Annotated in this window: 12 protein-coding genes; 6 read left to right on the top strand and 6 right to left on the bottom strand. The window is 42.0% G+C overall.

Annotated elements, in window-relative coordinates; translation table 11 throughout:
* Window positions 1–13 precede the first annotated feature (13 nt).
* Window positions 14–1,096: a quinone-dependent dihydroorotate dehydrogenase gene (locus tag HQM11_06365; protein ID MBF0350636.1), complete on the bottom strand. Its 1,083-nt coding sequence runs from the start codon at window positions 1,094–1,096 to the stop codon at window positions 14–16.
* A 173-nt stretch (window positions 1,097–1,269) separates the two neighbouring features.
* On the opposite strand from HQM11_06365, the gene htpG reads away from it, so the two are divergent.
* The 4 genes from htpG to HQM11_06385 all read left to right on the top strand — a co-directional run bounded on the left by htpG (window position 1,270) and on the right by HQM11_06385 (window position 4,842).
* Window positions 1,270–3,147 (top strand): molecular chaperone HtpG, encoded by a 1,878-nt coding sequence (gene htpG, locus HQM11_06370; GenBank protein ID MBF0350637.1) that lies wholly within the window; start codon window positions 1,270–1,272, stop codon window positions 3,145–3,147.
* 58 nt (window positions 3,148–3,205) lie between these two features.
* Window positions 3,206–3,883 (top strand): heme exporter protein CcmB, encoded by a 678-nt coding sequence (locus HQM11_06375; protein ID MBF0350638.1) that lies wholly within the window; start codon window positions 3,206–3,208, stop codon window positions 3,881–3,883.
* 149 nt (window positions 3,884–4,032) lie between these two features.
* Window positions 4,033–4,629 (top strand): hypothetical protein, encoded by a 597-nt coding sequence (locus HQM11_06380; GenBank protein MBF0350639.1) that lies wholly within the window; start codon window positions 4,033–4,035, stop codon window positions 4,627–4,629.
* Window positions 4,630–4,644: 15 nt separating this feature from the next.
* On the top strand, window positions 4,645–4,842 hold the full coding sequence (locus tag HQM11_06385) for a hypothetical protein (GenBank protein MBF0350640.1): 198 nt from the start codon (window positions 4,645–4,647) through the stop codon (window positions 4,840–4,842).
* Window positions 4,843–5,045: 203 nt separating this feature from the next.
* Here HQM11_06385 and fliQ read toward each other — a convergent pair whose 3' ends face one another.
* The 5 genes from fliQ to HQM11_06410 are packed head-to-tail and all read right to left on the bottom strand — an operon-like array spanning window position 5,046 to window position 11,420.
* The gene (gene fliQ, locus HQM11_06390; protein MBF0350641.1) at window positions 5,046–5,318 is read right to left on the bottom strand and encodes a flagellar biosynthesis protein FliQ; all 273 of its coding nucleotides are present in this window, start codon (window positions 5,316–5,318) and stop codon (window positions 5,046–5,048) included.
* Between the two features lie 21 nt (window positions 5,319–5,339).
* A complete protein-coding gene (locus HQM11_06395) occupies window positions 5,340–8,360 on the bottom strand; it encodes an insulinase family protein (GenBank protein ID MBF0350642.1) in 3,021 nt (1,006 codons plus the stop codon).
* A gap of 28 nt (window positions 8,361–8,388) precedes the next feature.
* Window positions 8,389–9,084 (bottom strand): DnaJ domain-containing protein, encoded by a 696-nt coding sequence (locus HQM11_06400; protein ID MBF0350643.1) that lies wholly within the window; start codon window positions 9,082–9,084, stop codon window positions 8,389–8,391.
* A 48-nt stretch (window positions 9,085–9,132) separates the two neighbouring features.
* Window positions 9,133–10,224 carry a 3-phosphoserine/phosphohydroxythreonine transaminase gene (serC, locus tag HQM11_06405; GenBank protein MBF0350644.1) on the bottom strand — a complete coding sequence of 364 codons (1,092 nt, stop codon included), beginning with the start codon at window positions 10,222–10,224 and terminating at the stop codon, window positions 9,133–9,135.
* Between the two features lie 26 nt (window positions 10,225–10,250).
* A complete protein-coding gene (locus tag HQM11_06410; GenBank protein MBF0350645.1) occupies window positions 10,251–11,420 on the bottom strand; it encodes a phosphoglycerate dehydrogenase in 1,170 nt (389 codons plus the stop codon).
* Window positions 11,421–11,676: 256 nt separating this feature from the next.
* Here HQM11_06410 and HQM11_06415 point away from each other — a divergent pair, with 256 nt between their 5' ends.
* Both HQM11_06415 and HQM11_06420 read left to right on the top strand, forming a co-directional pair.
* Window positions 11,677–11,814, top strand: coding sequence for a hypothetical protein (locus HQM11_06415; GenBank protein ID MBF0350646.1), 138 nt, complete (start codon window positions 11,677–11,679; stop codon window positions 11,812–11,814).
* A 400-nt stretch (window positions 11,815–12,214) separates the two neighbouring features.
* Window positions 12,215–13,555, top strand: a complete 1,341-nt coding sequence (locus HQM11_06420; protein MBF0350647.1) for an acyl-CoA dehydrogenase family protein — start codon at window positions 12,215–12,217, stop codon at window positions 13,553–13,555.
* Window positions 13,556–13,565: the final 10 nt, after the last annotated feature.

Genomic DNA, 13,565 nt, shown 5'->3' on the forward strand with positions numbered 1-13,565 from the left:
CGTCCTGGTTGGGTCAGGCCTCAATTCCGATTGCTTGCGTGATGGAAGAAAACCCGTCATTTTCGAGGCATTTTACCAGGCCCTGTTTGATCTGTTTGACGATTCCCGGCCCTTGATAAATCATTCCTGTGTAAATTTGAACAATAGTCGCTCCGGCTTTTATCTTTTCATAGGCATCTTCGGCTGTGAAAATTCCGCCAACGCCAATAATCGGAATGTTGGGGCCCAGGTGCTGATACAGGCTTTTAATGATGTCTGTCGATTTTTTCTGGACAGGGCGTCCACTGAGTCCGCCTTGTTCCTGCGTATGACTGGAACTCTTCAAATGATTTCTGGATAGGGTTGTATTTGTGGCAATGATGCCATCCAGCGACAACTCCTTAACCACCTGGATTATATCCATCAGGTCACTCTGTTCCAGATCCGGAGCAATTTTCACAAAGATGGGTTTGAGGGGAAGTTGCATGGTAACCCGCAACTCCAGCAATTCGCTGAGCAATCTGGCCAAGGAGGATTTTTCCTGTAATGTCCGCAGGTTTTGGGTGTTAGGCGAGCTGATGTTCACGGCAATGTAATTTGCATAAGGATACGCTGTTTTCATGGCGGTTTTATAATCATCAATAGCCTGATCCAGCGGAGTATCCTTGTTTTTACCGATGTTGATTCCCAGGCATCGTTGTGGGGGATTCTGCCGGATACGCGCAATCATTGCCTCAACACCTTCGTTATTGAAGCCCATGCGATTGATCACGCCCTCATCTTCCACAAGCCGGAATAATCGTGGTTTGGGATTTCCCGGTTGAGGCTTTGGTGTGACCGTGCCGACTTCCACAGAACCATACCCTAGGACAAACAATGGATTGTAAACCTGTGCATCCTTGTCAAATCCTGCGGCCAGTCCAAGGGGATTATCCAGTTCCAGCGAACCCAGTTTGCATTTCAGTGCAGGGTGTTCATAACCGAATACCTGGTTCAGGGTCCATTGTGCTCCTGGAAGAGCGCAATAATTATTCAAGGAATGGACAGTCTTGTGATGGGCTTGTTCAGGATCCAGTTGAAACAGCACAGGACGAATCAGATTGTAAAAAGATGACATGGTTACTGTCCTCATTAAAAATGGTTTTATAAAGTCTTGAACTTACAGACTGCTCATGTATTTTCTCGGCAAGACTCACTGAAAATAAATGTAAAAATTTAAAACAAAAGCTGAAAGCATTTGTGTTAGATGCTTCCAGTACAAAATTGATAACCCTCAAATCCAGGAGAAAAATGACAGAGCAAACACAAAACATTGCTGAAACGCATGAGTATCAGGCAGAAATGAAGCAATTGTTGAACATCCTCATCCATTCACTTTATACGGACAGAGAGGTGTTTTTGCGGGAGTTGGTTTCAAACTCGTCGGATGCTATGAGCAAATATCAGTTTCTGGCACTGACAAGCACTGATGCCATTGATAAGGAAGCACCGCTTGAAATCACTATCACCCATGATGAAAAAGAAAATTCAATCACTATTGAAGATTCCGGAATTGGGATGAACAAGGAAGAACTCATCAAGAATATTGGAACTATCGCCAATTCGGGTACGCTGAATTTTCTTAAGGAAGCCAACGCAGGTGATCAGAAACCTCAAAATCTGATTGGCCAATTCGGAGTTGGATTTTATGCGGTTTTCATGGTGGCCCAGAAAGTTGTGGTATCCACACGATCCTGGAAACAGAATGAGCAGGGTTGGGAATGGTCCTCTGACGGATCTGGACAATATCAGCTTAGAGCTATTGAAAAAAATACCAGAGGAACTTCTATTACAGTCTTTCTCAAGGAAGATGCCAAGGAATTCTGCAGCAAATATAAACTGGAATCCATTATCAAAAAATATTCCAACTATATTTCGTTCCCTATCAAGGTGGATGGCAACACCGCAAATAAGGTCCTAGCACTTTGGACACAACCAAAGTCCAGCGTAAAAACAGAAGATTATGAGGCTTTTTACAAAGAATTGACCTTTGATAACAAGACGCCCCTACTCAATCTGCATTTATCCGTGGATGCGCCGATTCAATACAGCACACTGCTCTATATTCCCAGTGAAATCACCAACGACATCCTGTATTCACGGGAAGGCAAGGGCTTGAATTTGTATGCTCAACGTGTGTTGATTCAACATGATAACCATCACTTACTGCCGGCTTACCTCCGCTTTGTCAGAGGGGTGGTTGATTCGGAGGATCTGCCCTTGAATGTTTCTCGTGAAAATATTCAAAAAAACGCATTGCTTGACAAAATTAAAAAAAGTCTGACAACACGTTTGCTCAAGGAATTACAGGAACTTTCACAATCCAATTCAGAAAAATATAACGACTTCTGGAAGCAGTATGGTGTGTTGATCAAGGAAGGAATCACTTCTGATTTTGCCAACAAAGATAAATTAGTTGAATTGTTGCGTTTTAATTCTTCCGTGCAAGATGATAATTCAGTGACGGTTTCACTGAAAGATTATGTAGGGCGTATGCGTGACGACCAAAAAGAGATTTACTTTGGGATTGGACCTTCCAGAGAAAGTATCATGCATAATCCCAATCTGGAATACTTCAAAAAACACAATTTGGAAGTCCTGTTTCTCTATGATCATATTGATGATTTTCTGATGTCGGATCTCCGGGAATATGAGGGCAAGAAATTCAAAAGCATTTCTCAAAAAGATATTGAAACCGTCGATTCTGATAAAAACGCGGATCAACTGTCTAAGGATGATACCAAAACACTGATTGAATTTATCAAAAAACAATTGGCGGAACGTGTTGCGGATGTGATTGAATCCAAACGTCTGGTAGAAAGTCCTTGTTCTCTAATATCCCAAGGTGAGAGCATGAGTTCTCACATGGAAAAAATGATGAAAATGGTCAACAAAGAATTTCAGATGAGCAAAAAAACCATTGAAATCAACACGTCTCATCCAATTATTAAAAATCTGAGTGAATTGATTAAAAAAGATGCTGAGTCATTTTTTCTTAAGGAAATTGTAGAACAGTTATTCAGCAATGCCCTCCTGATTGAAGGCCTGCTGGATGATCCTCTGGAAGGCTTACCTCGAATTTATCGCTTCATGGAAGCCGCATCAGCACATCAATTGTCAAAGTCCTGATATTTTTTGACGCTCTTCGCAAGAAGAGCGTTTTCCCACCTTCGGCTCTCCTGTTTTTATGAAAAATTTTTTTCAATCCACCTTCATATTAATCTGGAAAGATCTGATCATTGATCTGCGCAAAAAAGAACAATTCATTTCCATGTTTTTCTTTGCATTCCTCACGTTGCTTATTTTCTATTTTGCCTCTGCGGACAATCCGGGTTTATTCAAAAAAAGTATTTCGGGCATTATCTGGGTGGTTTTTCTCCTTTCGGGCATTCTGGGCCTGAACAAATCATTTGGTCAGGAAGTTGATAACGATTGTATAGGAGGTTTGCTGTTAACCCCTGTAGACCGTAGTGCATTGTTTCTGGGAAAACTGCTGTCAAACGCGATTTTCATGCTTATGATTCAGGCGATGATCATTCCATTGTGCATTGTTTTTTTCGGGACTACTCCGCAACTCATAGGCGAACTGATTCTGGTGCTGATGGCTGGAACATTAGGATTTTGCTCACTGGGAACATTATTGGCGGCAATGTCCGCATCATTAAAAGGCAAAGAAATATTACTGCCTATTCTGTTATTTCCTCTCATGATCCCCAACTTGATGTGTGTAGTTAAAATCACAACATACGTTTTTTCCCCTGAAATGGCGGAGTTCCCGATGGCCTGGTGGAAACTGCTGATCATCTTTGACGTTTTATTCAGCGTTGTATCACTTCTGGGTTTTGAGTTTATTAGCGAATCCTGATTGTGCACTCGCACAAATATTTTGAGAATACAGGCACTTGCCATCTTTTTTGTGCAGTTGCACAAAAAAGATTTGACATTCTTTCAAGATCCACGCATTTTATTTTCTGTTGAGTTCAATCATTCAAAACTGATGAGTTTGGAGAACATATGACTAATAAGATCAAAGACATGGGGCAAGAATATCAGGATGCTGTACTGAAAGGTATTGAGGCATTGTTCACATTACAGAAGCAACTGATTGAAAGCACCTTTGAAATTTATGAAAAGGGTTTAAAAGCTCGTGAAACAGGTTACGAGAAGACCAAAAATAAAGCAGAAGATTTGACCACACTCGTGGAAAAGCAACTTTCATCAGGCCAGGAAAAGATCAAAACCACCATGAATAAGTTTGCTGACAAATTTTTGCCTGATTCCAAAGAAACTCTGGAAAAGATCGAACAGGTTGTCCAGGAAAATCTGGAAAAAGTAACTGAACAACTTAAAAAAATTCTGAACACCACCATTGATCAGAATATTCAGAAAACTTTTAATTCAGAAAAAGAACTTCTGAATAAAATTAAAGAAATTTACGATAAAAATATCAGCAATTATCATTCACAGGTTCAAAAACTTCTGGGTGGCGTACCTGAAAAAAAATCAGCAACTTCAGAGCAAGCTCCTAAAGCAGAAGTAAAAAAAGCTCCTGTTGCTAAAAAGAAGGTTAAAAAACCTGTTGCAAAATCCCCTGCTCCTTCAAAATCTTAATATCAGGAGAATGAAATGGCTGGAAAATTTGCTGAAAAAGTGACCCGCGAAGAGCTTGAAGAAGCGATGAGAATGTTCTTCGATAAAGGCGGCAAAATTACGAAAGTTCAAGGTGCCAAGCCTGCAGGTGATCATTATGATCCCAATGAGGCATTTGAAGATAGCAGTTCATTCGAGCTGAATCACATCGTTGGTTTAAGCCTTGAACCCTAAGAGTCTCCCCTGCCCATCATTGATGGGTAAATTCCTCGCTCAGACTACTCCCCTGGTTTGAGCGAGCATTATTTCCTTCAAACCGTGTGAAAGGCTTTTACTTAAGTTATTTTCCCCTGGCTTGAGTATATCAAAGGCCTACGCGGACGTTCTTCACTCAGGTTGTTCTCCCCTGGGCCTGAGTGAAGAACTATCTATCTTCTTCATCCCCCGATAAATCTTGGAAAATTTGTAAAAACAGATGCCATGTACGTTGTTGCCTGTGTCAATAACCATGGAAACAGCAGCGCAATGATCCCTAGGATAATTCCCATTTTTGGAATGATCGAGAGGGTTTGTTCCTGAATCTGGGTCACAGCCTGAAATATTGAAATCAGAATTCCTATTACAAGAGCTCCTGCCAACATTGGCGCAGAAAGAAGCACCGCCATTCGAATTGATTCCATCGCAAATGAAATCACAAAAGATTGAGTCATAAACCACCTCCATACATACGGTTATTTATCATTATTTTGTTGTTTCTTGAAATTCTGAATGGATTGAATGGTTCCTTGAGGAACTTTGTCAGAAACATGATCTTTGCTGAAAAATAAAAGTATGAGTCTTCGCTGGTTTTCAGAAATAAGGTATGTCGATAAAAATTTGTTGAGATCGTCCATTGATATTTGTTCCAATGCCCTGATATCTTTGCTGAGATAATCAAAATCAGCATGCTTTTCAAAGGCGGTATCGAAGAGCCAGGAGGCTTGCCCCATCACGGAGTTTGCTTTTTGGAGCCTGGAATTAATCAAGGATTTTTTCAAGAGTTCAAATTGCTCAGGTGGTAAAGACGGAAGTTGTTCAATAAACGCTTCCAAAAATTTATTAATGCGCTGCAAGAGTAAATCTGGAGCATAATTTCCGGATTGAATAATAAATAATAATCCAAGCAGTTTGTTATTATTTGTCATTCCACCATCCAGCAAATACCCCAGTTGTTGCTTTGTCCTCATTTCATTATAAAATTCCGGCCCCAGGATCTGGCCGGTTAAGGCAACGGCGGCATTCAGTTCCGGGGTTTCCATATCGGTCTGTATATCCATAATAATGGCTGAATTGTTGTTGGACACCTGATGCACAAAATCCTGAGATCCTTTTGAAACCCTGAGGATTTCCTCTTCAAACAGATTCTCTTTAGGAAGTGGTTCACCTTGAAGATATTGAATAATTTTTTCTGTTGCCTGCCTGACTTCTGTTTTTGACAGATTACCATAGGCCAGTTCCTGGATAAAATATGCTTTGAACAGGTTCTCAGCCACATATTTTTTTAGATCATTCAGCGTCAGGTCAGGTAATATTTTTTCATAATCAAACAAGGAAAATTTTTCTTTTTCAAGCAACAGGCTCCGGTAATAAAAGGCCTGCTGATAGGTTGCCTGAAATTGAAAATTCTGATATTCGCGAAGCAATTTTTCTTTGATGCTCTGGAAGGTTGATTCATCAATGGTGATATCCTTCAATTTTTGAGAAATAGTTACCAGCAAATCGGGTAGTTTGTCTGAATAACCGCCCACTGAGAGCAGAACACCTTTTTTGTCGGTGCTTAAGCTAAAATCAAGTCCGGCCATTCTTACAGGATAACTGAACTCATTCAATCCCTCCATCATAGATTTTGCATAAAGCTGAGAGAGTACCGCATGTCTTGGTGTCTCATAAACCTGTGGTGTGTTGAAGAGAATAAATACCTGCCCCTTGGGACTCTCAAAGTGAATATCCTGTTGAAACCATACTTCCGCAAAAGGAGTTTCAATTATTTTTTCAGGAACATCCATCACATGCTTGATCAGAAGTTTTTTTAACAAAGGCGCACTGGTGGTATCCAGTTTCAGTCCAGTTTGTAATTCAGACCAGTTTTTCCAGATGTTTCCAAGTTGTGACATTGCCGAGGCAATCAGTCCTTCCTCCAATCCTTCCTGTTTTAATCCTGCGATACTTTGATATGTCAGTTGAAATTTTGCTTCATCTGTCAGAATCGCCAGGGATTGAGGAATGAAGGGATTTTTTTTTGGCAGAAACAGTTCGGTGGGTATGGACAAGGAATTCCAGGTTTTCATTAAATCAATGTCAGATGTTTCAACGGCATAATGGGCGTTATAGTATGGAGTAACCATGCCTGTCGGCTGATTGTTACTGGAAATAACGACCAGCATATTATCCGGAGTGAACCTGTGTAACAATTGTTTAAACACTTCAGGTTCAAACTCAGAATAGACAAACGGGGCCTCCAGCAGATCTGTCAACGGAATGGTCTGCATCAGTGCTGAAAACATGGACACCAGCGAGGAACCTTCCTGTTTTTCCGCAAATTTGTAATCCAGTTCTGACATTGTCCGGACGTCATTATACATATATTCCGGTAATTCTGTTTCTCGTAAGAGTTTCAGATAACGAAACACCTCTATGATGATCTCCTGATAATGTTCCATACCATCAGGAGACAATGAGATAGAAATCGTAAATGCAGCATAGGAATTGGTTGACAGGCTTGTTCCCGCAGATAATTCTGTGGCCAGATTCTTCTTTTTCAGTAAAGATAACAAACTTCCTTTGCCCTCATGTCCAATTAGATATCCCAGAATCTGGAGGGGTTTGCTTTTGTACCACTGTTCCACCGCAGGAAGTGGGAACATCAACTGTAACGTTCTTTTGTCTTTAATAGTCTGGATTCGTAACAATCGAAACCGTGATTCTTTTTTTAAAAACTCAGAGGGAAACGTGAAGGTTTCCATATGGTGATTGGCAATTTGAGAAAAACGACTGCGTACAAAACGTTCAAGAGTATCCAGATCTTCTTTTCCAGAAATCGCTAAAGTCATTAAGTTACTGGAATAATGCTGTTTGTAAAACGTAACTAATTCCTCCTGAGTAACCCCGTTCAAGGTTTCCAGATTTCCTGTCGAAAACAATCGTGCAGGGTGTTTTTCGTCAAAAACTTGCTGAATGACATGTTGCATTCTCCAATAATCATTGGGGATATTTTTTGAATGTTCCGAATCAACCGCATGGATTTCACGCTCAACAAATTGAGGATTGAACAAGGGGGCGACAAAAAATTGCGCAAATCGGTCTAAAGCATCTTCCAGATAATCAGAGGCGATTTCAAAGTGATAATTGGTATGATCATCCGCAGTATAGGCATTTGTATAGCCATCATGGTCTGAAACAAATTTCTGGTAACTCCCGGCTTCAGGATATTTTTCTGTACCCAGAAACAGCATGTGTTCAAGAAAATGAGCCAAACCCGGACGCGTCACAGGATTGTTGAGTGAACCAACCGCAACGTTGAGTGAGGCTGAAGACTTCTGAATGGTGGGATCAGAAATGAGGAGGACTTTGACCTGATTGTCCAGAATGAACCGCCGATAACTTCTTTGGTCATAACGGGCATCCTGCTGGTCTGCGATTTTTGTGTCCGCATGAGCCGTTAATGAAAACAGGATTGACCACGCAAATAAAAACGAACTCATTCGGTGTAACATTTTTTTCCATATAAAAAGGGAGAATTATTCATGTTTTTCGGGATACATTTCGACGAACCAACTGATTTCCATGCAAATCGGTAACCGTTTCAATTTGATGATCAAACAACGCATTAAGCATCATCACATAAGCTTTTCGATCATTTTCTACTGTTTTCCCACCAAAAGGCCGACGCCACAAGCTTCCATGAGGTGCGTCAGGTATTGAAATTTGACAGACCCCCAGGGTTTCAATGGATTTTATATGGTGGCTAAAGTCATGAATCCACAGATCCCAGTCTTTACCGCCAAAGGTCCTAAAATAGGATTCTGCCTGATGTGTGATTTGTTGCCAATAATGTTTTTCAAGTATATTAGATCGATGCTGCAGATGCCAGTTGAGATCAAATCCTTTTTTGAACCAGTGGGGATTGCGTTGGCATATTTTTAATACAACTTCAAAAAATTGTGCTTCATCCACAGTATTTGACGGAGGTGGATTTTCAACGGCTGGTGGGGGGTTTGTTTCCGCACGGGAATTGATGGAGGAAACGTGAGAAATGAGGATTTGATAGGCGACAGTGATTTCTTTTGTTTTTTCCGAGGCTTTTGCCTGTCTTCTGGGATTGTCCACATATCGGTCAGGATGCCAGACATGCAGAAGATCACGATAATTTTGTTTAATTTCTTCAACAGAAGCCTGTGGACTTACTTCCAGAATTTCACACGCCTCTTCCAGCGTCATAGAAGAACCTCGGAATAAAAAAGGAAGGGGAATCCCCTTCCCTGAGAATTAACCATTCTGACGTTCAAACTCTTTCATAAAATCAGCAAGAGCATTGACACCCGCAACTGGCATGGCGTTATAGATTGAAGCACGAACACCACCGGCATTGCGATGTCCTTTTAAGGCATATAAACCTTGTTTCAGTGCGTCTTTCAAGAATTTTGCCAACAGATCTTCAGAGGGAAGATTGAACGTCACTGTCATGATAGACCGATGATCTGGATGAGACACCGCTTTATAAAATCCTGAATTGTCCAAAAGATCATAGAGAATGTTTGCTTTTTGGACATTGATTTTTTCAAGGGCGGCAATTCCACCCAATTCTTTAAACCATTCCAGCACAAGCTTCATCATGTAAATCGCAAAAGTGTTGATGGTGTTGGTCATGGAGTGATCTTTTTCATATTGGGCATAGTCAAGCAACGTGGGTGTTTCCGGGATCGCATGTCCAAGCAGATCCTCGCGGATTACCACCACAGCCACTCCTGAAGGCCCGAGGTTTTTCTGAAGGCCAGCGTAAGCAATGCCAAATTTAGAAAAATCCACCACTCTTGACAGCATTTCAGAGGTAAAATCGGCTACCAGAGGTACGTTTCCTGTTTCTGGAAATTGCTGCCATCGTGTGCCATAAATGGTATTGTTTCCAGTGATATGGAAATACGCGGCATCCTGATCAATTTTCGAAACATCAAAGGCTGGAATACGATCATATTTTGTGTCGGCACTGGAAGCAATGACATCTATTTTCCCATATCGTTCCGCTTCTTTACGGGCAATTTTGGCAAAATCCCCTGACTCCACATAAATTGCTTTCCGTGAAGGTGATCGCGCAATAAGGTTCATGGGAATAGCTGAAAACTGCATACGGGCGCCACCATGAACATACAGGATCCTGTAGTTTTCCGGTAAAGATGTCAGTTCCTTGAATAAAGTATCTGTTTCAGCGAGAAGTGCTTCAAATTCCTTGGATCTATGGCTGATTTCAATCACAGACGCACCCATTCCATTGAAATCCAGAAACTCTGCCTGTGCTTTTTCCATGACAGAAATGGGTAACATTGCAGGGCCAGCCCCAAAATTATAAACACGATTTGTCATAGGTTCCTTATGAAAAAAGATTATCATTATAAACTTCGAACATTGATTACACCCTCAATTTCTTTCAGAATGGATATTAATTCTTCCGATGGCTTTGTCTCAATATCAATCAGATTGTAGGCGATATCATTACGACTTTTATTAATCATATCAATGACGTTGATATTTTTATCGGCCAAAATCGCAAGAATTTTGCTCAGCATTTTAGGGATATTTTTGTTGGTCAGTGCCAAACGGTAGCCACTGCTACGTTCCATATTCAACGCGGGAAAATTCACTGAATTCCGAATGTTTCCATGTTCCAGAAAATCCTTGAGTTGTGATGCGGCCATAACAGCGCAATTGTCTTCGGCTTCCTCTGTGCTTGCGCCGATATGCGGCATCATAATGATTTGTGGAATTTCGATAAATTCTGGAACTGGGAAATCAGTCACATAATGATTCAATCTTTTATCAGCAATAGCCTGAAGAACAGCCCCGGTTTCCACAATTTCCGCCCGTGAAAAATTCAGTAAGCAACCACCTTTTTTCAAGGTTTTGATATTGTTGGTATTGATCAATTTGATTGTACTTTCCATCACCGGCAAATGAAGTGTTACATAGTCTGAACGAGATAACAGCGATGGAATGTTTTCTGCCTGCTGAACTTCATTGGAAAGACGCCATGCGGCTTCAACTGACAGGGCCGGATCATAACCATACACTTTCATGCCCAGTTTGAGTCCCATCTCCGCTACCATAGATCCGATTGCGCCCAAACCAATCACGCCCAGTGTTTTGCCCGCGATTTCATTTCCGCCAAAATTTTTCTTTTCTTTTTCTACCAGTTTATTCATTTCATCATAAGCCATGTTTTTATTCAGATTTCGACTGAAATGAATGCCCTCAATGATCCCTCTGGAAGATAACAGCAAGCCGCTGAGCACCAGTTCCTTGACCGCGTTGGCATTGGCTCCAGGTGTGTTGAACACAACAATTCCTTTTTCTGTGCAATGATCAACCGGAATGTTATTCACTCCGGCCCCGGCTCGAGCAATGGCCTTGACAGAATCAGTAAGAGCCTCCAACGCAAGTTTGTGACTGCGCAGAAGCATTGCATCTGGATGACCAATCTCACTGGCTACTTCATAAGAGTCTCTCGGGAATTGGTCTAACCCCTTGATGGATATTTGGTTAAGCGTCAATATTCGAAACATATCTCTCCAAATAGTAAAATGAAACATGTGTTTTGCACACCATCGAAGCCGCAGGTTAATCACTCAGCGGAGTGCCAAACTAAGGAATGAACCTCAAAATTACAAGTCTTTGTTCTGTGATGTGCAATGGAATTTCCTCTGGTAAACATGCTTGTATAGTGTTTCAGAAAAATAAATTGGCATCCTTCAAGAAGACGGTTATCTTTGATTTTGTTGAGAAATCAAAGAAAATAACCTCTATCACCTTAAGGACACCATGTTAAATTTTCGATTTGAGTTATCCCGTTTTCAGCCCAAATCGCTCATGAACAATCTCAAAAAAACGACTCATTCCGATCAACTGACATTGGTCAATCGTATCCGTGGCATTTTAGCTGTGTCCGATGGACACTGATTCTCCACGATCGCTCAAATTCTTCAGGTCAGTGAAGAAACTATTCGTCAATGGGTGGTCAAATATCTATGCGGAGGTTTGAAATCTCTATTGACGCTCCGCAAGAAGCCTGGACGTCCTCCAAAATTGAACAAGGGATTTTTCATGCTGAAAGTTCTGCTCCGCCATCTGCTATGTTCATGGTGCCTTCCCCGGAAAATAAAAATAGATAATGAATTGTTACGTTTGAGACTTAACAAACAAAAGCTGGAATGGGAAGAAAAAATCAGGGAGCGTCTGAGTTTTTTCATTTCAAATCCGCTATCCGCATAAAACACAGGAAATTACGTTGAAAAATAAATTCAGGTGGTATAGTAGACAGCTTGTATACTTTTCTGATCCTTTTTTGGAGGTTGTCTGTATGAAAAATCCGATGAAACACATTAAAATTCCACAAACGCCCATGGGGGTGGGCCTGCGTATGCTGAACCAGTTTTCAGGATCACAACTGGCAAATCAGTTCGGCTTGAGGGAATACGCTGAAAAACTGATGTATCACGGAATGAAAACCGTGGTGAAAACTGGAACCATCGCCCAATCCCAATTTCAATCCCTGAAAAAAATTCTGCCGAAACAGGAACTTTCACATGCGACTCCAGCCAATGTGTTTGATCTGACCTTAAGCGATGAACAGCAGATGATTTGCGAAACCATCCATGAATTCGCGGATCAGCAGATAAAAAAGGTAGCTCGACAGGCCGATGAAGAGCGAACCGTTCCTGAAGGATTTTTCAAGCAATGCCAGGACGTCGGACTCAACCTGCTGGCGATTCCTGAAGCACTGGATGGAGCTGGCACCAGCCGTTCCCCTGTGACCAGTGTGTTGATGGCTGAAGAACTGGCGAAGGGGGATATGTCGCTAGCGTTGGCGGCTCTTGCACCGCTGGGAGTGATCAACGCCCTCAATGAATTTGGTAGCTTGAACCAGCAATCCCATTATCTTCCCAATTTTGCCGGCGAAGAATTCGTTGCGGCCGCGATCGCGCTCATGGAACCCAAAGCCCGCTTTAATCCGGATCGACTTGAAACCAAAGCGGTCAAAACACCACAGGGATATGTTATCACTGGTGAAAAATGCATGGTTCCGCTGGGGGCGCAATGCAAACTGCTGCTGGTTGTGGCGAATCTTTCCGGAGAGGGACCCAAAGCTTTTCTGGTAGAAACCCATGCGGAAGGAATCTCGTTTCAGGAAGAACGGCATATGGGGCTGCACGCTACCGGAATGTCACGAGTGAAATTGAACAATGTCACTGTGGCTCATGACGCGTTGCTGGGAGAACAGGAAAAAAACTATGATCATCAAAAATTGCTGGATCTCTGCCACATTGGCTTGTGCGCTCTGGCCGTGGGAACCTGTCAGGCTGTGCTGGATTACACGATTGATTACGCCAATGCCCGTGAAGCTTTTGGTGAACCCATCAGTCATCGTCAGGCGGTAGCCTTCATGATTGCGGATATCGCCACAGAACTCGAAGCCATGCGCATGATGACCTATCGGGCCGCTAGCAGGGCAGAGCAGGGACTGGATTTTCATCGGGAAGCGTACCTTGCCCGAATATTCTGTGCGGATAAAGCCATGGAAATCGGCACCAATGGCGTACAGTTGCTGGGCGGACATGGATTTGTATGTGAACACCCCGTAGAACTTTGGTATCGCCAATTGCGGGCAATCGGAATTCTGGAAGGCGGCTATCTTGTTTAATACAAATTCC

It is taken from the genome of SAR324 cluster bacterium, assembly GCA_015232315.1.
Classification (GTDB): domain Bacteria; phylum SAR324; class SAR324; order SAR324; family NAC60-12; genus JADFZZ01.

What these genes read in the sequence shown, in the direction of transcription:
- HQM11_06365 (MBF0350636.1), bottom strand. Translation starts at nt 1,096, where the DNA reads ATGTCATCTTTTTACAATCTGATTCGTCCTGTGCTGTTTCAACTGGAT.
- HQM11_06395 (MBF0350642.1), bottom strand. Translation starts at nt 8,360, where the DNA reads ATGTTACACCGAATGAGTTCGTTTTTATTTGCGTGGTCAATCCTGTTT.
- serC (MBF0350644.1), bottom strand. Translation starts at nt 10,224, where the DNA reads ATGACAAATCGTGTTTATAATTTTGGGGCTGGCCCTGCAATGTTACCC.
- HQM11_06410 (MBF0350645.1), bottom strand. Translation starts at nt 11,420, where the DNA reads ATGTTTCGAATATTGACGCTTAACCAAATATCCATCAAGGGGTTAGAC.
- HQM11_06420 (MBF0350647.1), top strand. Translation starts at nt 12,215, where the DNA reads ATGAAAAATCCGATGAAACACATTAAAATTCCACAAACGCCCATGGGG.
- HQM11_06400 (MBF0350643.1), bottom strand. Translation starts at nt 9,084, where the DNA reads ATGACGCTGGAAGAGGCGTGTGAAATTCTGGAAGTAAGTCCACAGGCT.
- htpG (MBF0350637.1), top strand. Translation starts at nt 1,270, where the DNA reads ATGACAGAGCAAACACAAAACATTGCTGAAACGCATGAGTATCAGGCA.
- HQM11_06375 (MBF0350638.1), top strand. Translation starts at nt 3,206, where the DNA reads ATGAAAAATTTTTTTCAATCCACCTTCATATTAATCTGGAAAGATCTG.
- fliQ (MBF0350641.1), bottom strand. Translation starts at nt 5,318, where the DNA reads ATGACTCAATCTTTTGTGATTTCATTTGCGATGGAATCAATTCGAATG.
- HQM11_06385 (MBF0350640.1), top strand. Translation starts at nt 4,645, where the DNA reads ATGGCTGGAAAATTTGCTGAAAAAGTGACCCGCGAAGAGCTTGAAGAA.
- HQM11_06380 (MBF0350639.1), top strand. Translation starts at nt 4,033, where the DNA reads ATGACTAATAAGATCAAAGACATGGGGCAAGAATATCAGGATGCTGTA.
- HQM11_06415 (MBF0350646.1), top strand. Translation starts at nt 11,677, where the DNA reads ATGTTAAATTTTCGATTTGAGTTATCCCGTTTTCAGCCCAAATCGCTC.